This window comes from Massilia frigida, from assembly GCF_011682175.1.
Lineage (GTDB): Bacteria > Pseudomonadota > Gammaproteobacteria > Burkholderiales > Burkholderiaceae_D > Telluria_A > Telluria_A frigida.
Window position 1 is genome coordinate 20,809 of the sequence record NZ_WHJG01000045.1, and the last position, 23,265, is coordinate 44,073.

The 23,265-nt window shown below is 58.7% G+C and carries 21 protein-coding genes; 5 read left to right on the forward strand and 16 right to left on the reverse strand.

Annotation, left to right across the window (positions count from 1 at the left end):
* Positions 1 to 6: 6 nt before the first annotated feature.
* The 8 genes from tssE to tssB all read right to left on the reverse strand — a co-directional run bounded on the left by tssE (position 7) and on the right by tssB (position 8,296).
* Positions 7 to 462 (reverse strand): type VI secretion system baseplate subunit TssE, encoded by a 456-nt coding sequence (gene tssE, locus F2P44_RS29000; RefSeq protein WP_229423814.1) that lies wholly within the window; start codon positions 460 to 462, stop codon positions 7 to 9.
* A 256-nt stretch (positions 463 to 718) separates the two neighbouring features.
* The gene (locus F2P44_RS29005; RefSeq protein WP_167092499.1) at positions 719 to 1,597 is read right to left on the reverse strand and encodes a cysteine peptidase family C39 domain-containing protein; all 879 of its coding nucleotides are present in this window, start codon (positions 1,595 to 1,597) and stop codon (positions 719 to 721) included.
* 768 nt (positions 1,598 to 2,365) lie between these two features.
* A complete protein-coding gene (locus F2P44_RS29010; protein WP_167092502.1) occupies positions 2,366 to 3,298 on the reverse strand; it encodes a hypothetical protein in 933 nt (310 codons plus the stop codon).
* Positions 3,299 to 3,460: 162 nt separating this feature from the next.
* Positions 3,461 to 4,738 (reverse strand): hypothetical protein, encoded by a 1,278-nt coding sequence (locus F2P44_RS29015; protein ID WP_167092505.1) that lies wholly within the window; start codon positions 4,736 to 4,738, stop codon positions 3,461 to 3,463.
* Positions 4,738 to 5,385, reverse strand: a complete 648-nt coding sequence (locus tag F2P44_RS29020) for a T3SS effector IpaJ family cysteine protease (RefSeq protein WP_167092508.1) — start codon at positions 5,383 to 5,385, stop codon at positions 4,738 to 4,740. Before F2P44_RS29020 ends, F2P44_RS29015 begins: the two co-directional genes overlap by 1 nt.
* Before the next feature lie 260 nt (positions 5,386 to 5,645).
* On the reverse strand, positions 5,646 to 6,131 hold the full coding sequence (locus F2P44_RS29025) for an Hcp family type VI secretion system effector (protein WP_167092511.1): 486 nt from the start codon (positions 6,129 to 6,131) through the stop codon (positions 5,646 to 5,648).
* Between the two features lie 90 nt (positions 6,132 to 6,221).
* A complete protein-coding gene (gene tssC / locus F2P44_RS29030; RefSeq protein WP_167092574.1) occupies positions 6,222 to 7,715 on the reverse strand; it encodes a type VI secretion system contractile sheath large subunit in 1,494 nt (497 codons plus the stop codon).
* A 41-nt stretch (positions 7,716 to 7,756) separates the two neighbouring features.
* Positions 7,757 to 8,296 carry a type VI secretion system contractile sheath small subunit gene (gene tssB / locus F2P44_RS29035; RefSeq protein ID WP_167092514.1) on the reverse strand — a complete coding sequence of 180 codons (540 nt, stop codon included), beginning with the start codon at positions 8,294 to 8,296 and terminating at the stop codon, positions 7,757 to 7,759.
* A 368-nt stretch (positions 8,297 to 8,664) separates the two neighbouring features.
* Here tssB and F2P44_RS29040 point away from each other — a divergent pair, with 368 nt between their 5' ends.
* Positions 8,665 to 11,844: an nSTAND1 domain-containing NTPase gene (locus F2P44_RS29040; protein ID WP_167092517.1), complete on the forward strand. Its 3,180-nt coding sequence runs from the start codon at positions 8,665 to 8,667 to the stop codon at positions 11,842 to 11,844.
* Between the two features lie 9 nt (positions 11,845 to 11,853).
* A complete protein-coding gene (locus F2P44_RS29045; RefSeq protein ID WP_167092520.1) occupies positions 11,854 to 12,306 on the forward strand; it encodes a hypothetical protein in 453 nt (150 codons plus the stop codon).
* Here the strand turns inward: F2P44_RS29045 and F2P44_RS29050 are convergent.
* Entirely contained in the window at positions 12,269 to 13,045 is a 777-nt protein-coding gene (locus tag F2P44_RS29050) for a hypothetical protein (protein WP_187363468.1), read from the reverse strand. The genes F2P44_RS29045 and F2P44_RS29050 overlap by 38 nt on opposite strands.
* Positions 13,046 to 13,461: 416 nt before the next feature.
* Between F2P44_RS29050 and F2P44_RS29055 the strand changes: the two genes are divergently transcribed.
* Entirely contained in the window at positions 13,462 to 14,805 is a 1,344-nt protein-coding gene (locus F2P44_RS29055; protein ID WP_167092523.1) for a PAN/Apple domain-containing protein, read from the forward strand.
* A gap of 309 nt (positions 14,806 to 15,114) precedes the next feature.
* Here the strand turns inward: F2P44_RS29055 and guaA are convergent, their stop codons facing one another.
* Together guaA and guaB are read right to left on the reverse strand one after the other, a co-directional pair.
* Positions 15,115 to 16,725 (reverse strand): glutamine-hydrolyzing GMP synthase, encoded by a 1,611-nt coding sequence (guaA, locus tag F2P44_RS29060; protein ID WP_167092526.1) that lies wholly within the window; start codon positions 16,723 to 16,725, stop codon positions 15,115 to 15,117.
* Between the two features lie 108 nt (positions 16,726 to 16,833).
* Entirely contained in the window at positions 16,834 to 18,297 is a 1,464-nt protein-coding gene (guaB, locus tag F2P44_RS29065; RefSeq protein WP_167092529.1) for an IMP dehydrogenase, read from the reverse strand.
* A 153-nt stretch (positions 18,298 to 18,450) separates the two neighbouring features.
* Between guaB and F2P44_RS29070 the strand changes: the two genes are divergently transcribed.
* On the forward strand, positions 18,451 to 18,969 hold the full coding sequence (locus tag F2P44_RS29070; protein ID WP_167092531.1) for a DUF4124 domain-containing protein: 519 nt from the start codon (positions 18,451 to 18,453) through the stop codon (positions 18,967 to 18,969).
* 12 nt (positions 18,970 to 18,981) lie between these two features.
* Here F2P44_RS29070 and F2P44_RS29075 read toward each other — a convergent pair whose 3' ends face one another.
* Positions 18,982 to 19,287: an RnfH family protein gene (locus F2P44_RS29075; RefSeq protein ID WP_167092534.1), complete on the reverse strand. Its 306-nt coding sequence runs from the start codon at positions 19,285 to 19,287 to the stop codon at positions 18,982 to 18,984.
* Positions 19,280 to 19,711 carry a type II toxin-antitoxin system RatA family toxin gene (locus F2P44_RS29080; protein ID WP_054262875.1) on the reverse strand — a complete coding sequence of 144 codons (432 nt, stop codon included), beginning with the start codon at positions 19,709 to 19,711 and terminating at the stop codon, positions 19,280 to 19,282. The genes F2P44_RS29075 and F2P44_RS29080 overlap by 8 nt, the downstream gene beginning before the upstream one ends.
* Before the next feature lie 73 nt (positions 19,712 to 19,784).
* On the opposite strand from F2P44_RS29080, the gene smpB reads away from it, so the two are divergent.
* Positions 19,785 to 20,234 carry an SsrA-binding protein SmpB gene (gene smpB, locus F2P44_RS29085; RefSeq protein WP_054262876.1) on the forward strand — a complete coding sequence of 150 codons (450 nt, stop codon included), beginning with the start codon at positions 19,785 to 19,787 and terminating at the stop codon, positions 20,232 to 20,234.
* A 79-nt stretch (positions 20,235 to 20,313) separates the two neighbouring features.
* Here the strand turns inward: smpB and F2P44_RS29090 are convergent, their stop codons facing one another.
* From F2P44_RS29090 to F2P44_RS29100, 3 genes are all read right to left on the reverse strand, one after another.
* Positions 20,314 to 21,510, reverse strand: a complete 1,197-nt coding sequence (locus F2P44_RS29090; RefSeq protein WP_167092537.1) for a multidrug effflux MFS transporter — start codon at positions 21,508 to 21,510, stop codon at positions 20,314 to 20,316.
* A gap of 111 nt (positions 21,511 to 21,621) precedes the next feature.
* Positions 21,622 to 22,347 carry a DsbC family protein gene (locus tag F2P44_RS29095; protein ID WP_167092540.1) on the reverse strand — a complete coding sequence of 242 codons (726 nt, stop codon included), beginning with the start codon at positions 22,345 to 22,347 and terminating at the stop codon, positions 21,622 to 21,624.
* 99 nt (positions 22,348 to 22,446) lie between these two features.
* Positions 22,447 to 23,265 (reverse strand): membrane dipeptidase, encoded by an 819-nt coding sequence (locus F2P44_RS29100; protein WP_167092543.1) that lies wholly within the window; start codon positions 23,263 to 23,265, stop codon positions 22,447 to 22,449.

Consider the following 23,265-nt stretch of genomic DNA (forward strand, 5'->3'; position numbering starts at 1 on the left):
TCGTCCTCACGCAGCGGCAGACAGGTGCGCGGTTCCGTCATTGAGCACGACGTGAAAATACACGCGGCACAAGTGCCACCCGAGGGCGACGGCAGCGTCGATATTGATGCGCGCCGCCGTCGGGTGCTTGGCGTCCTGCGTGATGTGCACATGTACCTGCGACAGGCGCGGTTCGTACAGCTTGATGGCGCGCGTGACCACCAGCTCCCAGCGCGCCAGGTCCGCTTCCGATTGCGGGGACAGTCCCAGGGTATCGGGCAGGCCGTAGTGCAGCGCGGTTGGCGAGTCGCTCAAGAACTGCTCGATGGTCAGTCCATTGCGCACGTTGAACAGGCGGATCATGTCTTGCCGCAGCGAGTGTTGAAGGCTGTCTGAATCGGGCGTCTCGTCATCCGTTGCCAGTAGTTTTCCGCACAGGCGGTCGAACAGAGGCATCGGCGAGCTGGCTGGCATAGCGTTCATGGGATCACCTCGTCCAAGGTTGCTTAAGATGGAAAGACGGCGCTTCGTGAATCGGGTAGTTCGAAGTGAATGGTAGGCGGCGACTTCGGCGTAACACCAGTAACAAGTGCGTATCTGGTCGCTGTAGATCTGGACGCGAGGACATAGGCGTAGAAAAGGGGTTGTCCCGGAGCGACGACGGCCAATGAAGATCGGCATCTTCATTGGCCATCGCACTTCAGTTACGCGGAAAACTTAGTCTTCGTATCTCGGCGGCTTAATTCACCGCCAGCACCCATTGATACCAAGTGCTAGGGAAGGTGGATCCATTATCGTTCGGCTCATAGTTGTTAACAGTCTCGACGCCGCTGACATTGGAAGTGCTGAACTGCTGGAGGCCGTACCAGGGATCAAGGACGGTAATAGTGCCGACGCTGTTCTTGCCTACGACCACGACGTAGTGCAGGCCGCCTGCGCCAGTCCACTCGACGACGGCGATGCATGGCTTCTTTAAAGTAGCCGCCAACAAAAACTGGTTCGGATTCGTGCGATGAAGCGTAGCGTTGATTCGATAGCTCTCGAGGGCTTTGTCCATGCCCCAGGTACCCTGATTGACCCAATCGTGGCTATTATTGCTGACCACAACGCCACCGCCACCCAGACTGCCGTCGATGATTGCCCGCAACGCTTCCTCTCCCACACGCTCATTTTTCACCTGCTTGATCAGGATGCGCAGACAGGCGGGGCCGCATGAGCTTCCTTTTTGTTGCAATGAAATTTCAAAATGATTTCCTCCCAGCTTATCTTGGATCAATGCACCGGGGACATACATCTGCGCCGCCGGCACGGGCAACGCGCTCACGACAGACAACGGCGGCGGTAGCGGCACTGCGATTGGGACCGGTGGCGGCAAAGGTATGGCCAGAGCGGGGACGATGGGCGCCAAATAATGGTCGATCTGCTGGCGCAGTTCCGCGACGGTACCTCTGGCGTTACGCCCACCTGCGCCAGTCCATCCGTTAGGCTTACTGTCCACCCAAGCGGTGAGCGCCGACTTCAGCACACGCGCCCTGTCACCGGTCCTGCTTTGGTGAAAGTTCCTCAACGCGATGTCCACGGCTTTAAGTGCCCCGCTGCGCCCGAAAAACGTGAACATATTAGTTCCGGTAGCCCATTCCTGGCTTGTCATAACCATGCTGTCCTCGCAAATAGAATGCGACCCGGCGTCAGCCGCGGTACCTGCTGCTCTGCTAGTCGTCTCTGCCATCGTATTGGCCGACCGACACGTAACACAAGTAACAGCGTGATATCGCTCGACAACGAGTCATAGTGGTTGCGGCAGATGCAATGGTTGCGGATTCATGAAAGTCCAGATACCGGACAACACAAGGGTCACCAGCCTGCTGTAGGTAGTGCCATCGCCCAACACGTTGGCCTACCCGCTGAGGGAAACAGCAAACGCTTGGCTGGTCATTTCGTTCGGCATAGCACATAGGGTTGACGTGTTTCTTGTTCACGGCACCAAGGATGCGTGCGCCCAGGTCCGCGAGCGCTCAAGGTGCCGGCACACCGACACGAGCCGATCGCTTGATGGCCTAGCGTTTATCGGCCGCAGAAGCCACGCCAAGAGCATTCCGGCGCTCTAAACCGTGAAAGCCGTGCAGATCTCCAGATCGTTCGACTCGCTCTGCCTCCGCTATTGACCAAGTCATCTTCGGGCTGGCGAAGCTAAGATGAAGGGTCCTTCTGTTTTCACGGTCTGCGAAATGATCCTCAATGAACGGGGGAAAGGTGACTTTGCCATGATCTTCCCCTTTCCCAAGCGTGGCACGCCCTGACGGAGAGTTCGCCACCAGACTCGCCAACAAGCGCTTAAGTTGCTCCCGCCGCGGACTAAGTTCCTGCCGGAACCACGCGAAAGCCCCTAGACACCTAGTATATGTTGAGTAATTTGCGTCACTCTCAGCCTGACTTCGTGTTCGGTATCGGTATCACCAAGCGCAACCGCAAGAGGAAATAGCTGGCTATGTAGTTGCCGAACGAGCAGCCGCTTTAGTGAACCGCCCTTGTAGCTACCGCTGCCATTGAGGAAATCGTTTAGCACGCGCAACCGCTCACGATCGGTTCGGGCCGCAGTCACCCCGGCGCGAAGTCGCAGCGCACGCTCGTTTCCGGTGGACAGTCTGTGGCCGCCGAGGCGCCAAGGATTACAACCGTTGCCGATCGCAGAAACGCCGGCAGCAAAGTGCGCTTCATAGAGGGTCAACGCGGCGGTTGCAGCCTCGAGTAGCACGTTACTCAAATTGCCGCCGCGCCATACTTCGGAGCCGGCAACCGCACCCACTTCGCCGAGATAGTTGATGCCAAATCGGGTGCCTGTGCCGGTAACGACAATAATATTTTGCTTGGGGATTTTGAGATTAACAAGGTCGATCAAGCCGCTAGCAGCGGTCTCGATGCCGTCGTTTGCAACTGCTTTAGATGATTGAGAAGAGGCAAACACGACATGGATTTGCGCAGGCGCAACGCCGGAAACATTCAGCGCCGGTGCCGTCGGCAGATCGGCCTCGCGAATCATGCCAGTATGTGCATGACAAAGACTAACATTCAGCAAAACGCCATTGAGATCGGTATATACATAACATACTGCCGCGCAGCTTATTAGATTCATAATGTGTACCGCACCCGGCGCTCTGATTCGCAGGGAACCTTCCCGCCCATTTTGACGCACATCTTCAGCGCCAAATCCCATCGAATAGTGCCAACGAAAATTCATTGGCACCGAGGAAAATTCAACCACGCCTCCGACATGAGATATTTTTACAGTTTCAACTCTCGGCAAATCTCGATAAAACATGGCTTTTCCTTTGGAACTGTGAGGATCCTAGCGCGATCATTTCGCCATTGTCGAAATTGATGCGCACCAACACCAGAGTTGGACGTCAACCAGCGGTTTCCTTACGTGCAATAGATTAAAATAGTCCCATGGTCGATGCCATTGCGATGCAATTTCAGATATTTATATGCGACTGCGGCGGGAGGCGAGGGAATGAGCCGCGGCACCTTGTAGCATCGACCTTATTTGATCAAGCAGCCGAAAAACACTCTGTTCAACTTCCTTTTCTGTTTTATGAAGGATCTGATCGCGCACATGTGGATACGCAGCATTAAATAATTGGTTTGCAAGGTGCCATTTTAATGAATTGACTTTGCAACTCCCATCTCCCCCGAAAAACCGTCGAAATTCTTGCAAAGTTGCTTCAAAACCAAACGCACGGCTTAGTCTTCTATGTAGTTCGGTCGCTCGATTCTGGCCGGTGGATTTTTTACGTCCACCAAAGTTGAATAGAACCGTGTTAACCGAATTTATACCCACCCCAAACTGGCTTTCATAGCTGAATAATGCGGCATCAATCAGTGGAGAAATAACATTACCAATATTTCCAATAAGCCTTTTCCTAAATACTTCATTCATTGGTTCCGTTAACAGGCCCCACCGTCCACGCAGTACCATGCCTGGGAACGATACACGAAGGAAATGGTGTTCCAGACCTTTCGGGTGGATCTGCGCTGGGTCATTAAACACCCGCTTTCCAAAAAAAGCGACGCTCCAAGCTTGAAGCAGAGAAGCGACAAGCCCAGAACAGATATACGCAATTTTCTTGTTTTCTCCACGAATAAACTCCAAGACACGTTGATCGTGGTTGGAGTACCAGGAATCAGGAATTACGTTGGGAAGCGCCATGCTCACCATGTTTCCATACCCATATCGCTGCGTCTGCTGATTACGCGCTGGAATATGTGCAACTCTTGCGGCTTCAAAAATTCTGTTATTGATCTGCACACTTGCTGAGTATTTCCCAGAGTCAAGCGGCGGTGGCGATTCCGCCTGGAGTTGTGCGAGGCGGGTTGCGAAACCATCGCACAGGACGCGAATCAAGTCGCGCTGATAAGTAAAGTCTCGTCTCCACGTGTGCTCCGATGGAAATCCATACACCAAATATGCATTTTCCTGACCATTTTTAAAACTTTGCGCCTCACTTTTTAGTCTTATTCCATCGCCATCTGCTTCAAAAATTCTTCGAATATTATTAACTGTTCCGACCATGGCGGCATGTTCAGCAGAATCCGCCCCCAAGCAATCGAACGGGTGCATCCAAGCAGCTATCCGAATAGCATGTTCGGTTGCATCCAAGCCGTGTGAGGCCCCTTCGTGCATTTTCCAAACGTGTTTTATTAAAACATCGCCCGATTCCGGCACTACTTCGGACAGCGCCAGCCAGTCCTCTTTTCTCATTATGAATACCCCTTACTCGACGGAGCAAAAGAAGACGAAGAAGAGGAAGAGGAAGAGGAAGATGCGGCAACGGAAGAGGACGAAGATCTTCTTTTAAGAACGATGGTTATTCCTACTTCCTTGTACCCGCCCTTTATGATATTTTCGAGCGTAGTGATTTCACCTTCGCCTGGGTCCATTATCTCGCCAAAGTGCTGCATGACATAATGCAGGCCTCCTTCTTTATTAGCCAAAACCAACAACCTTCGTTCATCCCCGTTAAATTTCGGCGGCGATTCATCATGCACGTGCCCGCCATTTTCTAGCGTTGCTTCTTCTTCACCTTTAAATTTATTCACAATATTAACACGTGCGGATCCCGTTAAATATATGTCCATACTAAGATCTAAAAGCTTCGCAGCTATCGCCATATTGCTAGGAAGAGAATATGGCGATTCGTCGCTAGGTTCAGTGTCAGGCTGGCCGCTGGTGATCGAATATATTTTCGCCTCCACGTATTGCGTCAGCCTCAATTCTCCGGGCTCCTTCCAATATTTATTGGGGTTACTATCAACTTTTGGCAATAGCGTAACTTGTAACTCCATTGCGGCACACATCAATGCGGCGGCACCACAGGAATTTTTAAATGTTTGTTGATATGCAAGCATAATTTCCTCCGTTAACGGTCACCTGCCCGATACAGCCATTGGCCGCTTTTCAGTGTGGCGCTTCCCTGCACTTTCTTGCATGGTTCTGCACATTGCGTCTGTGCCAATCGCTGCGATACACACTCTAGTATCTCAACGATTGGAGGGAACCTGCGATTCATGCCGACAACGCTTGCTTCCGCGCCCGCTGCGTTCCGGCTATTCAGGTTGCGATCATCCGCAGATAACCGAACCGACCGGCGCCGAATCCTCAGGAATGGTCAATCTGACTTCATTGTTCCCAAATTCCAGTTCCACGTGCCCGTACCTTTTTTGGTCGAATCCGCATTCTGCTGCGCGAATACCGCGCCAATTTTTGTGAAGTTGAGCGAGAAGGAGTCACTGGGAATACCGCCGCCGCCCCCACAACTCATTTGCGAAACCATCGCATTCTCCATCGTGTAGGTCATGAAATTCATGTACACGCCATTTTCGACGCGGCCGATACTGAGGGTCGCAGGGCCGATCTTGCTGCCTTGCGTACACGCCTTGAACAATTCGGTAGTGCACAGGTCTGACGATTTTGAAAACGACATTTCCGACAGTACCGGCCGGCCCAAAGTGCGTTCGGTATTGGCCGCATCGCTCCCCATCGGCAGGTAGGCGTTATGGGAAAACGAATTGACGATGATCTTGTCGGCATAGCCGTCGATCGTGCAATTGCCTTTGTATTTGTCACCCAGGTCCAGAATAAGAACGTCTGACATTTTGTGCTCCATATAAAGAATGCGGGTGCTGTTACGGACAGCGCCGCGCTAATGAAAACGAGATGTGCGGGAAATATGCCCGCACGCCGATTACGCAGCTACAGCCGCAGGCAACTCCGCCACCAGGCGAATCGAAGTGGTCAACTCTTCCATCTGAAAGTGTGGCTTCAGAAAAACGACGGCCGAATAGGCGCCCGGCTTGCCTGCCACGTCGGTGACGTCAACCCGCCCTTCCGACAAAGGAAAGCGCGCCTTTTCCCCCTGCGACGCGTTCGCGCTCAGCAAAACATAGTCGGCCAGCCAGTTGTTCAGATAGGTTTCAACGCTCTGACGGCTCTGGAAGCTGCCAATCTTGTCGCGCATGATTACCTTGATGTAGTGCGCAAAGCGCGACGCAGCCAGCACGTACGGCAGGCGCGACGACAGCGCCGCGTTGGCATTGGCCGCATCCAGGTTGTACAGCTTGGGCTTGTTGACCGACTGCCCGCCGAAGAACGCCGCCATGTCAGACCCTTTGGAATTGACCACGGCGATAAAGCCCAGGTCATTCAACTCCTTCTCGCGCCGGTCGGTAATGAACACTTCGGTCGGGCACTTGAGCGCGATATCGCCCTCGTCGGTCTTGAACGTATGCGCCGTCATGCCGGTGATCTTGCCGCCGCCCTCGACGCCGCGAATGGCCGTGGTCCAGCTATGCTTGGCAAACGAATCGGTGATGCGCAGGCCCAGCTGGTAAGCCGAATTGGCCCACAGGTATTTGCTGTGGTCCTTGCCGTTGACGTCTTCCTCGAATGCGAACGATTCCACCGGAATGGTCTTGGCGCCATACGGCAAACGCGCGGCATAGCGCGGCAGCACCAGGGCAACGTAGCGCGAATCTTCCGACTCGCGAAAGCCGCGCCACGAGGTCAGTTCGGCGCTCTCGAAGATCTTCGACATATCGCGCGGCACGCCCAGCTCGGTGAACGAGGTCATGTCGAACAGCGATGGCGCGGCAGCGGCGATGAACGGCGCATGCGCGGCGGCGGCCACTTTGGACAGACGCTCGATCAGCGCCATGTCTTGCGGATGGCGTCCGAAGTAGTAGTCGCCAATGAACAGCGAATACGGGTGCCCGCCGAAGGTGCCGTACTCTTCCTCGTAGATCTTCTTGAACAGCGCGCTCATGTCATGATCGACCGCGCCTTCGAGGTCTTTCAGCAGCTCTTTTTTGGACACGTTCAACAGGCGCAGTTTCAGCTTGCTGCTCGTTTCGGTCCCGAACACCATATCCCGCAGGCCGCGCCACGACGCTTCCAGGGTCTGAAACCCTTCATGATGCATGATGGCATTGACCTGGTCGCTCAGGATTTTGTCGATCTGGGCCACGCGTTCATTGATCATCGTGACGATGCCCTTGTCAGGCGCCGCCTTCATGCCCTCGTCAAGCACCTGGGTTGCAAACTGCCCCAGGAGCTTGCGCGCATACATGTTCTGCGAAGGGTCGACCGCCATTTTGCCTTCCTGGACGATGCGATCCAACAGGCTCATTTCCACTACTGCGGCATTGCTGGCGCCGCTTTCTGCTGTTTGTGTGCTGGCCATCATTGAACTCACTTTCGGTGTTGGTATGAATCGGTGCCCGATCAGGACGCAAGCGCTTCGGCGCTGTCGGCCGTTGCCTCGGCGTCCGCAGCAGCGGCATCGTCGGTGCGCAAGGTTTTCAGCTCTTCGGTGTTTTGCACGATGTTTTCAAGCAGCGAATCGAGTTCGTCGTTGCCATCGAGCTTGCCGAGCAGGTCGCGCAATTGCTGGCGCACTTCCAGCAGTTTCGCCAGCCGCGGCACTTGACTGACGATCGCTTCGGGATGGAAGTGATCGAACTCGGTGAAGTTCAATTCAATCTTCAGGTTGCCCTCGCCCTTGTAGGTGTCGGGCACCGACAGATCCAGGCGCGGTGCGATCTTGGCCATCACTTCATTGAAGTTGTCGCGATCGATTTCCACCAGGCGGCGCGCCTTCAGCTTGAGCGGTGCCTCCAGCGGCTGGCCGGACAGATCGGCCAGCAGGCCAACCACCAGCGGCAGTTCCTTCTTCTCGACCGCGCCGCCGATTTCCACATCGTAGGTAATCTGAACGCGCGGGGGACGATTGCGTCCCACCCATTTTTGCAAGCTCTCTGACATCACATCCTCACTGGTTGTTGGACTTGTGGATCAGACGTTCAAGCAGGTCCGCCAAAGCGTTTCAACTGACCTGAAAGCACCGTCAACTCGTTTCGTCATTCGGGTAGTTCGGAGTCGATGGTAGAAGTCCGTTTGCACGTAACACAAGTAACAACACCAGGTCTCTCATCTACAACAATGCGTTCGACAGGGTCGGATCGTCGTGATACGATAATTCATTGCTGTTTGGCTAACTTTACAAAGGCACCATGTCTGGTCGGCCGTCCCCAGTTGCTAATCCGCACCAAACAAGGGCGCGGTTTCGCTTCGGAACCTGGCTGGTCGCCCCTGCTTCCAACACCATCGACAACGCGGACGAGACGCGCCAGATGGAGCCGCGTACGATGGATGTGCTGGTCGCGCTGTGCCACGCCAACGGTGCCATCCTCAGCACCGAAGAATTGCTGGAACAATGCTGGGGCAGCACGATCCACGGCGACAGTCCGGTCCACAAGAACATTGCCCAGCTGCGCCGCCTGTTGGGCGACAACGCCACTGCGCCGGTCTTCATCGAGACCATCCGCAAACGCGGCTACCGCACCGTGGCGGCAGTCGACTGGACGGTGGACGATGTCCAGGCGGCGCATTGGGAAAACGGTTCGCCCTTCCGTGGCCTGCTGCCGTTCGACGAAGCCCATGCCGGTGTCTTCTACGGCCGCGATAAAGCAACTCGCAAGTTGACGCAGGCAGCCCAGGCGCAGATCGACCATGGGCTGGCCCTGCTGCTGCTGCTCGGTCCCAGCGGCTCGGGCAAAACCTCGCTGGTGCAGGCCGGCCTGTTCCCGGCCATGGCGCGCGCGCAGGCCGGCAGCGGCCCTGCACTGCTGGCCAGCACCGCCTTCGACATCGCCGATCAAGGCGAACAGACGCTATTCACGGCGCTGGCCGGCGCCATGCTCGACCTGCACTGGGACGATACCTACAGTTTTCCTGACGAAAGCGCGATTGCGCTGGGCCAGCGGCTGGAACGTGATTGCACCAGCGTCATCAATCAACTGCACGCCGCGCTCGCGCCGCATCGCGCGGGCATCCGCTTCGCACTCTTTATCGACCGTTTCGAAGCGCTGTTCAACGCCAACCGCGTCACCGAAGCGGAACGCAGCGCGTTCCTGGCGGCGCTGGAACAATTGGCGCGCAGCGGTACTTGCCTGATCGTGATCGCTTGCCGCAACGATTTTTACCCGAACATCGCCACGCTGCCGCTGCTGATCGAAGTCAAGCCCTATGGCGGCCATGTCGATCTGGCGCCGCCCAGTTTCAGCGATATTGCCCAGATGATCCGCAAGCCGGCCGCCGCGGCCCAGCTGGTCTTCGGCGTCGATCCCGTCACCCACGCCAGCCTCGACGACATCTTGTGCGAAAGCGCCACCGCCAGTCCGGACGCCTTGCCCTTGCTGCAATACTGCTTGCACGAGCTGTACCGGCAGCGCACTCCCGACGGTGAACTGAGCTTCGCCGCCTTCCATGAACTGGGCGGGCTCGAAGGCGCGATTGGCCGGCGCGCCGAGCAGGTTGTCGTTGGGCTCAGCGACGAGCAGCGCGCCGAACTGCCGCACATCATGTCGCTGGTAACGGTGCTGGCAATCGACGAGGAGCTCGTCAGCAGCCAGCGCGCGCCCTGGTCGGCGCTGCGCAGCGAGCAGGCGCGCGCCACGGTGACGGCGCTGATTGAAGCACGCCTGTTCGTCAGCGACCTGGCCAGCGGGACGCGGGTGTTCGGGATTGCGCATGAAGCGATCCTGCGTCGCTGGCCGCGCATGGGCGAATGGATCGGTGCGCACCGCGATGCCTTGCGGGCGCGCGGCCGGCTGGCGCAGCAGCTTGCCCGCTGGAGCGCCGATGGGCGCCGCGCTGACCTGCTCATTCCGCGCGGCAAGCTGCTGGACGAGGCCAAGGCGCTGCGTGATGCCGGACTATGGTCGCTGGAACCCGACGAATGCGAGCTCATCCGCCTGTCCAAGCGGCGCGCGCGCCAGTTCGAATGGGCGCGCCTGTCCGCGCTGGGGCTGATCATCGTGCTTGCCGTGCTCAATTCCGCGCTCGCCCTGAGCGCACTGGCGGCCAAGCGCACTGCCGAAGCGCGCCGCACCAAAGTCGAAGGCTTGGTCGATTACATGCTGGGCGACTTTGCCGACAAGCTGCGTCCGCTGGGCAAACTTGAACTGCTCGAAGGCGTCAGCGGCAAGTCGCTCGAGTACTTGCGAAGTTCCCAACAAGATGAACTGAGTCCGGCAGCCTTGACCCTGCGTGCCAAGGCCTTGCAAGTGATCGGCGAGGTCAGCAGGGAGCAAGGCAACGCTGCGCAAACGATCGCTGCTTTCACCGAGGCCAATGCCATACTGCGGCGCCAGCACGAAGCCGATCCAACGAACACCCAGGTGCTCAAAAATCTCGGCGACAACAATTACTATATCGGCCAGATGCACAAGGATCACAACGACATGCCGGCCGCCGCGGCCGCATGGCAACAGTATCGGCTGCTTGCCGAACAGTTGCACATGCTCGAACCGGAGAATGTGGAATGGTGGATTGAACAGTCTTACGCCCACAATAACCTCGGTTCCCTGGCGCTGGCGCTTGGCAAGCCGGAGTCCGCTGAACCGGAGTTTGCCGCATCGCTCGCACTGAAACAGCGCGCACTGCAACGCGCGCCCGGCGACAAAATGCTGATCGCCGCGCTGGCCGACACCTATTCCTGGCAAGCGTTAGCCAGGCAATCCATGGGTGAGCTGGGGGCCGCGGAACAGCTGTATGAAGAGGAAATGAAACTGGTACAGCAAGTGCGCGGGCAATTTCCTAGCGAACCCATGTGGATTAATCGCTATGCCCGCGCTCTGCAGCATCGGGCGGTGCTCGCGCTCGCCCTGGGCAGGGATGATCGTGCGCTGGACGATCTGGCAACTGCTGCCGCGTTACTTGTCGACCTCGCACAAAACGACAAGAAAAACCGGGCGTGGCAGGTTGAACTGGCGAATGCCGAACAAGAGTATCTGATGGTCAAATTGCGCACCGAACCTGCGCAGCTCATCCTGCCGCAGCTGCAGCGCATTCACGCCAACCTGGTCGCAGAGAGCGCAATGAACCCGAAAAACGTCCGATGGATCAGCAACGAAACCGTCGCCCGCTCCCGCATTGCGACGGCGCTGCTCGAGATGGGCGATCTGGAACGGGCGAAAGGCGAGATTGAAACTGTCATTGCGCAGTTCCGTCTCTTACACAGGCGCACGCCGGCCGATTTGCAAATCCGCCTGTCGCTGGCGGAGTCGCTGTTGCTGTACGCAAAGATACAAAAGAGACGGAAAGACGACGCCAATTCAATCATTGCGTGCAAGGAAGCCTACGCCGTGATTCAACCCAGCACCACCTCAACCAGGGATTTTCTCATTCTCGATCCCTGGAGCCGCTCGACGCTTTGTCTGCAACAATCCGTGATCGATAATATTCCTTGGCAACGGCTTGCACAGATCGGGTATCGAGACTCTCTCTACCGTAAGTTAATCCCAAGATAGGAAAATTCTATGCAACATACAAAGCCAATATATTCCCAAGTCCCGGTGTTAGTTACCATTGTGGGCGTCGATGCGTGGGCGGAGGTCTACTACACCTATGACGATCCAGGCACGGGCAAACACCATGATAAGGCACCTACTTGCAAGATTAGCGCCGTTTCTCCGTTTCAAACGCTGTTCGCGTTGGACTACGCGACATCGCGTAACGGTTGGGTCGTCCACAGTCCTGCAGTACGGATCGCAACGCAATCAGAGATAGTTCAACCGCTAATCCCGTCGTTCCCGGACATCGAAGCTTCTCGCCTGGTACTGATTACTCACGATTTCACTAACCTGGAATATAAATTCGACGTTGTCTTCTACAATGAACTCACGAGGACGACGATATGGGATGATCCGCAGGAGGGCAATGTTCTCCAGCCCATCAAGCCGCGCGATGCTGGGACCAATCAGGCCTCATAGGCACGCCGGAAACATCCTCGCCCAGCATGTAATTCTGCAAATCAGTACAGATCGCCAACGCCAGCTTCTCCTGCAGCGCGATGCCCAGCTCACCGTGGCGGTCGCACTGCTGGATCCAGGCGATCTGCCCGGTATTGGCGTCGATCAGGCGGATCGTCGCACGCGCGTACCTGGGCTCGGTCCTGACGCGCACTTCCATTCGGTATTGCTCTGCCGAAGCATCCGATTCGCTGCCAAAGCGCTGGAACAGGCGCAAGGCAAGTTCTTCCTCCAGTCCGGAAATAAAGTTCCTTGTTCCACTTTCCGGGGTCGGGCTGCCTAGCGGCGTCAACGCCACCGATTTGATACTGATGGGACGCGCGCTCGCCGCCGATGTCAGCACGGGCACATAGGTTCCCAGAGGAATCACAATCTGCAAGCCGCTCACGTTGGCTGCGGTCGCGTAGTACTGCGCGAGACGGCCACGCAGCCTGCCCATCTGCACCCGCACCACGGGATCGAAGCTCGTATCGTAATCGCGCGCGTCACGGTGAAACACCTCGATACCGATCGCATATTCGCTGATCGATGCTTCCATGCCGCTCAATTTTCTCGTCATCAGGAACGACAGCATGGCGCGCATGCGCGGCGCTTTCACGAAGCTCGGACTGGACAGCACATGCTGCACAGCTTGCCAAGTGGCGTCGCTTTGCACGGCGGCGGCTGTCAATGTCGATGCGTTGCTGGTGTGCGTATTCATGGTCGATCCAGTCGGAAAAGGGATTCAGGAAGTGCACTGAGGTGTGCCTGAATTCACTCTAACCAGCCGCATCAATCTTGACCTTACGATTACCTTACGATTTCAAGCAGTTGATTTAAAAGGAATTATTTCCGATTTCAGAAGCGGACCGGAGCGCAGGCGCTGGGCCGCCAGTCCTGCGCGGGGATGCCCGGTCACGCTCCGCCGGGTTACGGGATGTTACTTCACACACCGGCCAGGCGCCGTCACCATCCCTGTATGGGCTGTCATCGAACGCCGCCGCTGGCAGGTGGCGCAAGCAGCAACACCCGGGGTAGCACGCGACGCAAGAGCCGATCCCGGCGCGCCGTGGCCCCCCGTCGGCTAGCCGGCGACAACCCATCCTTGTAGCAATCAACGTCCATTAGGAGAACAAGATGAAAACTGTTTCGGTATGGTTCAAAATACTGATTGTCGCGTTGGGCTTGCTATGGGGAAGTACGGCATTGGCCGTTGACTACCTCTCGGGAATCTGGAAGATCCCGGCCACAGGAGAACTCGGCGCCAGGCGCTACAACACCACGCGGCAGGCGTGCCAGGATGCGTGTTCCGCTAACCAGTCGTGTAGTGGCTTCTATGCTTTCACCGACTGGGATACATGTCAGCTCTATGGACCGGACGCCGACGTCGCCGCTCGCGTAGGACCTTGGTCGAATGTCCAGATGAACTGGAAGAAAGCCAGCCCGGACCCGCTTGCGGCCTATACATCCGGCTTTTTGCCCATCCCCAATAATGGCGCGCTGACGGATACTTTGTACGGCTATCAGCCGCAGCAATGTGCCAAGATGTGTAGCGGCAAGGCCGATTGCGTCGGTTTCCACACGATCACGACGTCCGACGTCTGCAGGCTATACGGCCTCGAGTCGACCTGGTCGAGCACCAATGGCCCGTGGTCGAACGCGAAGTTGTTCATGAAGAGCACCCAGCCAGCCATTCTGATGGTGGATGTCCATGTGATCGACAGTACGGGCGGCGGCAACGCCAGGTGGACCAGGGAGTACGCGCAGCAAGTGCTCGCCAAGGCGACCCAGGAAATGAACAATGGCGAAGTGGTGTTCAGCCTTGGCACCTTGGATCACATCGTCGACGACCAACTCTTCAATGGCCGTGCGCTGGACCCGATCTTTGTCAAGTTCGACAACAGCGGCCGTCCAGGCCGGATCAACATCTACGTCGCGGCGCCCATGAGCAATTACGGAGGGGGCGTGGCGTGGGTAACGGTCACCTTGTCGCCCTACGCAGTCATTTCTTCGCGTTACGATTCCTTCAATTCCTATGACGTGGAGGATACCGCCAGGATTTTCCTCCACGAGTTAGGGCACAACCAGGGATTTGCGCACAACGGCAGCTTTTACAGCTATCCCTACGCCACCGACTGGTACTGGAGCAGCAGCCCCCTTGCCAGGCAGGTGTTCGCACGCCTGGCCGGCTGGTCCAAGCTGCGCCAAAAGGGCTTCGACCCTAACCTCAAGAACAACAACTATAGCTGCGCCGTCAATTCCCCGCTCCCCGATCGGGGCACTTTCCCGGCACCAAACGTTCCAGCTGCAACGTCGCAGGAATGTGCGGCGCGCTGTAGCCAATCGAGCAGTTGCGTGGCCTTCCATTCGTTCACCACGTACCCATCGTGCGTGCTCTTCGACGCGACCAGCATTGGCAACGCTACCCAGCCAGGCAACTCGGCCACGGAGATGTGCTGGAAAACGGCCGGCAAGAAATAGCGCATCCGCGCCGACCTTGAACAGCTCTGCAAGAAAGGCGTCAGCAGCAAGTGCCAACAGCAGTTCGCCTATCCAGGCAATCACGACCGGTAGTGCGAGCTGAACCCGCATAGCGTTCCCAAACGCCGAGGCCAAGTTGGGCAATCCGACTTGGCCTCATCTTTTGCGCGTACAAGACGCAGCAACGCTCGCGTGAGCTTTTCATTCAGTAGCGTATCGCTGAATTGAGCACACATAGTGAAAAAGCCCTGTAAAAACAGGGCCTTGTTTGTAGCTAACGATGATTAGAGTAAATTTCCTACAAGAAACTCACTCCCACTCAATCGTCGCTGGTGGCTTCCCGGAAATATCGTAAACCACGCGATTAATCCCGCGCACTTCATTGATGATGCGGTTCGACACCTTGCCCAGCAAGCTGTGCGGCAAGTGCGCCCACTGCGCCGTCATGAAGTCCAGCGTTTGCACCGCGCGCAGCGCCACCACGTATTCATAGGTGCGGCCATCGCCCATCACGCCCACCGATTTAACCGGCAGGAACACGGCAAACGCCTGGCTGGTCGCCTCGTACCAATTCTTCGGCGCGGCGCCGGCATCGATGCTTTCCAGCGCCGGCAAGTCGCACGGCGTGTTGCGCAATTCTTCGATGAAGATCGCGTCGGCCCGGCGCAGCAGGTCGGCAAAGTCCTTCTTCACTTCGCCGAGAATGCGCACGCCCAGGCCCGGACCCGGGAACGGATGGCGGTACACCATATCGTGCGGCAAGCCCAATGCCACGCCGAGCCTGCGCACTTCATCCTTGAACAGTTCGCGCAGCGGTTCGAGCAGTTTCAGGTTCAAGGTTTCCGGCAAGCCGCCCACGTTGTGGTGGCTCTTGATGGTCTGCCCTTTCTTGCCCTTGCCGGCGCTTTCGATCACGTCCGGATAGATGGTGCCCTGGGCCAGCCACTTGGCGTTCTTCAGCTTGCCCGCTTCGACCTGGAACACTTCGACGAACTCGCGCCCGATGATCTTGCGCTTGGCTTCCGGATCGGCCACGCCGGCCAGGTGGCCCAAGAACTGGTCTTCGGCATCGATGCGCAGCACTTTCACGCCCAGGTTCTTGGCGAACATGTCCATTACCATCTTGCCTTCGTCCAGGCGCAACAGGCCATGGTCGACGAATACGCAGGTGAGCTGGTCGCCGATGGCGCGGTGGATCAGCGCCGCCGCCACGCTCGAATCGACCCCGCCCGACAGGCCGAGGATGACGTCGTCGGTGCCGACCTGTTCGCGGATCTTGGCGACCGCTTCGCTGATGTAGTCGGGCATGTTCCACTCCGACTTGCAGCCGCAGATTTCATGCACGAAACGGCCCAGCATGGCCTTGCCCTGCGCCGTATGCGTCACTTCCGGATGGAACTGTACACCGTAGAAACGGCGTTCCTCGTCGGCCATGGCGGCCACCGGGCAGCTTGGCGTATCGCCCATCAGCTTGAAGCCTGGCGGCATGTCGAGCACCTTGTCGCCGTGGCTCATCCAGACCTTGAGCATGCCGTGGCCTTCGTCGGTGACGAAGTCGTTGATGCCGTTAAGCAGCGTGGTGTGGCTACGCGCGCGCACTTCGGCGTAACCGAATTCGCGCACCAGGCCGTTTTCGACCTTGCCGCCCAGCTGGGCCGCCATGGTTTGCATGCCGTAGCAGATGCCCAGCACGGGCACGCCCAGCTCGAACACGGCCTGCGGCGCATGCGGGGCGTCGCCTTCCAGGGTGGAGCTGTGGCTGCCCGACAGGATCACGCCGGCGGCGCCATAGGTGCGCACGAATTCGTCGCTGACGTCATACGGGAATACTTCGGAAAACACGCCTGCATCGCGCACGCGGCGGGCGATCAGCTGGGTGACTTGGGAACCGAAATCGAGGATGAGGATTTTAGAGTGCATGAAAGGCCAGGAGAAATTGCAAAATCGGTGCCGTTGGGCGGCGCTCGCGGGCAACGGGGCCCACGCTAAGAACAACGCGGCGATCTGGTCGCCGCGTTGTGTGTGCCATTATTCGCCGGAACGGTAGTTCGGCGCTTCTTTGGTGATCTGCACGTCGTGCACGTGCGATTCGCGCATGCCGGCCGAGGTGATCTCGACAAACTCCGCTTTTTCGCGCAGCTCGTCGATGGACGCGCAACCGCAGTAACCCATCGACTGGCGCACGCCGCCGACCAGCTGGTAAATGATCGCCAGCACGCTGCCCTTGTAGGCAACGCGGCCTTCGATGCCTTCCGGTACGAACTTGTCGGCCTTGGCCGCCGCGTCCTGGAAGTAGCGGTCGGCCGAGCCGTCCGCCATCGCGCCCAGCGAACCCATGCCGCGGTAGGACTTGTACGAGCGGCCCTGGTACAGGATCACTTCGCCCGGCGCTTCTTCGGTGCCGGCGAACATGGAACCCATCATGACGGTCGATGCGCCTGCCGCCAGTGCCTTGGAAATGTCGCCCGAGAAGCGGATGCCGCCGTCGGCGATGCAAGGCACGCCGGTGCCGGCCAGCGCTTCGGCCACGTTGGAAATCGCGGTAATTTGCGGCACGCCCACGCCGGCAACGATACGGGTGGTGCAGATCGAGCCAGGGCCGATGCCGACCTTGACCGCATCGGCGCCGTGTTCGACCAGCGCCAGCGCAGCAGCCGCCGTGGCGATGTTGCCGCCGATGACGTCCACGTGCGGGAAGCGCACCTTGATCCACTTGACGCGGTCCAGGATGCCCTGCGAGTGGCCGTGGGCGGTATCGACCACCAGCACGTCCACGCCAGCGGCGACCAGCAGCTCGATGCGCTCTTCGTCGCGCTGGCTGACGCCAACGGCGGCGCCGACCAGCAGCTTGCCCTGCGCATCTTTCGAGGCGAACGGGTGCTCGTGCGACTTCTGGATATCCTTGACGGTGATCAAGCCGCGCAATTCGAATTCGTCGTTGACGACCAGCACACGCTCAAGGCGGTGCTTGTTCATCAGGCGCTTGGCTTCGGCGGTGTCGGCGTCTTCCTTGACGTACACCAGCTTGTCGCGCGGGGTCATCTTGTCACGCGCCTCGGCGTCGAGCTCTTCTTCAAAACGCAAGTCGCGGTTGGTGATGATGCCGACCACGGTCTTGCCTTCCACTACAGGGAAGCCGCTGATGCCGTACTGTTCGGTCAGGGCGATCACATCGCGGATCTTCATGCTTGGCGGAATCGTGATCGGGTCGCGCAGCACGCCGGCCTCGAAACGTTTTACGCGCGCTACTTCGCGGGCCTGGTCCTTGGGCGACAGATTCTTGTGGATGATGCCGATGCCGCCTTCCTGCGCCATGGCAATGGCAAGGCGCGCTTCCGTGACTGTATCCATCGCTGCGGACAGCAAGGGAATATTCAGGGCAATATTACGGGTCAGGCGAGTCTTGAGGGAAGTGTCGGCTGGCAGGACATTCGAGTAAGCCGGGACGAGCAGCACATCATCGAACGTGAGTGCTTTTTGAAGTAGACGCATAGCATTTTCCTATTGGCGCAAAAGTGAATTATACAGAAGTTCCTGTGCGCCGTCTCATCAAGCCCTCAAAATGCCCCAAAACCCGTCAAGTTCGTTGACACGGCGGACAAATCATGGCGAAATCGGGGATTGATTACTAACGGAAAGATTTACATGGTCAACCTTATCGGAAAACGAACATTGCAGCTGCTGGCCGGAGGCGCGCTGATGCTGTTCGCCTCCGTGGCTTCCGCGCAATACGTGTGGGTCGACGCGAATGGCACCAAGCAATTCTCGGATCGCCCGCCGCCGCCTGGCGTGCCGGCCAAGAACATCATCAAGGCGCCGCCTGCCGCTGCGGTCACGCCGAAGTCGGACGACGCGCCAGCGCCCTCGTCCAAGCCGATGAGCGCCGACGACAAGGTGCCGCCTAGCCTTGCCGACCGTGAAGCCGACTACCGCAAGCGCGCCAAGGCCAAGGAAGACGAGCAAAAGAAAGCTGGCGAAGACGCCACCAGGAAGGCCGGCAATAAAGTCGCCTGCGAAACCGCCCGCAGCTACAAGCGCACCCTGGAACAAGGCATGCGCGTGAGTTCGACGGACAAGAACGGCGAACGCACGTTCATTGATGACAAGCAGCGCACGGCGGAAACCGCGCGCGCCAACAAGGCGATCAGCGATACCTGCAAGTAAGCAAATCGGGGCTCAGCCTGGCTGAGCCTTCTTCTCAGCCCGCTTGCGGCGCGACTCTTTCGGGTCGGCCACCAGCGGGCGGTAGATTTCGATGCGGTCGCGCTGCCGCAAGACGGTCTCCAGTGGCTTCTTCTTGCCATACAGGCCGACCGGCTGGAGCGCCAGATCGATTCCCGGAATGTCTGCGAGCACGCCGCTCAGGCGGATCGCCTGCTCGATCGTGCAGCCCTGCTCCACCGTCAACTCGCGCAGGTACGCGCTGGCCGGCGTGGCGTAGCACACCTGGACCGTGATTTTCTCCGCCGCTGGTTCAGCCATAGACCGTCTCGGCGCGCTTGCAGAACGAGTCGACCATGCTGTTGGCAATCACGCCGAACACGGGCCCGATCAATTGTTCGAGTATCATGCTGGAAAATTCGTAGTGCAGGTCGAATTCGACCTTGCAGGCATCGGCCCGCAGCGCCTTGAAGGTCCAGGTGCCATCCATGCATTTGAACGGGCCGTCGACCAGCTTCATTTTCATCTGGGTCGGCCGCGTGTTGATGTTGCGGGTTGTGAAGCTTTGCTTCACGCCATGGAAGTGAATTGCCAGGCAAGCGACCAGCGTGTCGTCGGTCCGCTCAATGAGCTTCACGCCGCCGCACCAGGGCAGGAATTTGGGATAATCTTCCACTTTGGCCACAAGGTCGAACATTTGTTCGGCGCTGTAAGCCAAAAATACTGTTTTGTGTACTACTGCCATTAATCAACCGTTTGCTATGATGTTGGGTATGTTGCATCAGTAGTTTAACCGAACCGCGCACTTTAGCCATTTCATGAGTATTGTTGACAATAAAAAAGCATTCCACGACTACTTCATCGAGGACCGATACGAAGCCGGTATCGTGCTCGAAGGATGGGAAGTCAAGGCGATTCGCGATTCGCGCGTCCAGATCAAGGAGGCGTACGTGGTCGTGCGCGGGGACGAGCTGTTCCTGTTCGGCGCGCACATCAGCGCGCTGTCGACCGCCTCCTCATTCACCCACCCGGAAGCGGTACGCACGCGCAAGCTGCTGCTGCACCGCGCCGAAGTCGACAAGCTGATCGGCAAGGTCGAGCGCTCGGGCTACACGCTGGTGCCGATCAACCTGCACTTCAAGGGTGGACGGGTGAAGTGCGAGATCGGACTGGCCAAGGGCAAGAAGCAGCACGACAAGCGCGCCACCGAGAAAGAACGCGACGGCAAGCGGGAAGTTGCCGCGGCGATGAAGACGCACAGCCGATAAGTCCGTCTACACCCGCTGCCCTCAAAACCGTCGTTCCCGCCTGCGCCGGAACGACGGTTTTGGCTTTAATTCGCAGGCTTCACGCCACCTGCACCGCAGGCCGCGCCACCATCAGGCTCAGGCGCCAGCACAGGAAGCTCAGGACCAGCGAGCCACCCACTCCGCACGCCAGTTTCAGCGCGCTGTCGAACAACAGCGGCGCCAGCATGCCCGACACCAGCGCAAACGCGGTCATCTGAATAAACGACATCATCGACGAGGCCAGCCCGCGATTATCTGGAAACAGCGACAAGGCGCCAACCTGAAGCGCCGGCATCGCCACCGCCAGACCGAACGTGTACACCGCCAGCGGCAGCACCGCCCACGGCACCGCCGCCACGAACATGACGTTGTAGGCAATGCTGATCACGCTGCCCGCCGCCATGATGCCGAATCCCAGCCACATCATCTTCGCCGGTGCGATCCGCGCCGCCGCCTTGCCGCCCCAGGCCGACCCGACCACCATGCCGCCGATCATGGGAATGAACAGCCACGCAAACGCGGTCTCCGGCAGGTGCAGGATATCCATGATGAAATTGGCGGCCGAGCCGATGTACAGCGACAAGCCGCTGAACGCCAGGCCGACAGCCAGCGACAGCAGCAGAAACTGCGGATCGCGCAGCACCTTGATATAGTTTTTCGCAATTGCGATGCCGTGAAAAGCGTGGCGCTGCGCCTTGGGCAAGCTCTCCGGCAAGCCGCGATACACGAGCAGGATCATCAGCGCGCCGAACGCGGCCAGGAACACAAACGTCGAACGCCAGCCGAAATGCACGTGCAGATAACCGCCCAGCACCGGCGCGATGGCCGGGGCCAGCCCGAACACCATCATGATGTGCGACATGATGCGCTGGGCGTGCGCCTGGTCGTGCGAGAAGCGGTCCTGCACGATCGCCTGCCCGATCACCGAGCCGGCACCCGCCGCCAGGCCCTGGAACGCGCGGCAAGCGAGCAGCACGCCGAAGCTGGGCGCGAACACGGCCCCGAGCGAAGCCAGGGTGTACACCGCTAGCGCGACCAGGATCACCGGGCGCCGTCCGAACGAATCGGACAGCGTGCCGTAGAACAGCATCATGAAGGCGAAAGTAAACAGGAACACGCTGAGCGTTTGCTGCACCGCCAGCGGCCCGACCGCAAACTCGCGTCCGATCGCCGGGATGGATGGCAGATAGGTGTCGATCGCGAGCGCGCCGACCATCCCGAGACAAGCCAAAATTACTGTTAACATTCGCTGCATGCCAGACGTGCCTTATTCAAAAACGGCACCGCGACAGTGCGGGCAACCGAGCCCGCAATTTTACCGGCATTTTGGAAACGTCACCGACGACGCCGCGAATGTCCCGCCAGCCTATTTGCCGCCTGCCAGGCGCGCTTCGATGCGCTCGGCCGGGATATAGCCGGGGGTCTTGGTATTGGACTGGAACAGGATCGCCGGCGTGCCGTTCAGGCGCAGCTTCTGGTACAGCGCGACGTTGCGTTCGAGCGGCGTGGCGCACTCGGCCACCGGCGGCAGCGCGCTGTTGTCGGTCATGTGCGACAGCCAGGTCTTGGCCGGATCGGGCGAGCACATGATCGCCGTCGATTTGGCGGCCGAATCGCCAGCCATGACCGGCACCAGGAAGGTATAGACGGTGAGATTGTCCACTTTCGCCAGCTCGCCGATGAGCTTGCGGCAATAGCCGCAATTCGGATCCTCGAAGGTGGCGATCACGCGCGAGCCATCGCCGCGCACGGTCTTGATCGCGTCTTTCAGCGGCAAATCGGCAAACACGAACTTGCCCAGTTCATTGTTGCGCTGTTCGGTCAGGTTTTCCTGGGTGCGGGTATCGATCGCCAGCACGTCGAACAGCACGAAGGACCCGGTCTTGTCGGTATAGACCAGGCCGCGCGGCGTGACCACTTCCAGCAGGCCGCCGAATTTGCTTGGGGAAATTTTCTCGATCGGCACAGTGCCCAGCAAGGGGGCGATGGCCTTCTCGACATCGGCGTACGGCTTGGCGGGCGTGGCCGCATGGACGGAACCGCCCAGGGCCAGGGCAAGCAAAGCGGCCGGCAAGCTTAGTTTGAGTAACATGGTGCTCCAGACATCAGGTGGCGAATTAGTGGAAAAAGCGCATCGCGCCACGCCGGCCGAAGGCAGCGTTGCGGCGATGCGCCAGCGATTGACAGTAGCTTAGGGCACCGACGTGCTCTTGGCAACCGCTTGCTCCCACATGCGGATATAACTCTCGGCCGAATTCATCAGCGGTGCCAGGTCCGGCTGGCGCAAGCCCTGGGTGCGCAGGTCCGCGAGGAAGTCGGGCAGCATGCCGATATGGGCCAGGCCGTCGCCGTTGATATCGAGCGTGCGCTCGCCGATTTTGCTGCGGCCCATGACGGACGGGCTACCCTTGACCGCAATGCTCAGCGGGTACTGGGTCGGATTGACCTGCGCGCCGCCCACATCCTTCTGGAAGAAGCAGCCTTCGCTGCCGAAGCGCGGCGCCGGCTCGCCGGCAAAGCCGTTGAAATCGGTGCTGAAACCGATCCGGCCATTCGGCCCTGCCAGCGACAGCAGGTGCAGATAGGTCTGGGCGAAGGTCTGCGACGTGCCGCCGCAATCGTGCGCCACCACCGGCAGGCCGGCGCGATGCGCGGTCGGCGTGGCGTCGCGGTGGCCTTGCGCGGTAATCAGGGACACCATGCCGCCGCCAGCGAGGATGCGCTTGACTTCATCGTCCTTGAGGTTACCCTCGTGACGCCGCTCGCCGCCTGTCGTGGAGGCGTCAACCAGCCCGACGTGGCCGCTGATGACCGGGTATCCCTGCTGCTCGGTCATCGTCATCGTCTCGCGGAAGGTCAGGCGGTCCATGTGGTCGACATCGATCAGCATCCCGCGCTTCATCATGCCGCGAATGAGGGCCTTGCCCGACGGCTTGAGTGCGATATCGCCGCAGCTTTGCGAATAGCCCTCGCCCGAGCAATCGCGCGATGCGCTTTCCCAGGTGCCCAT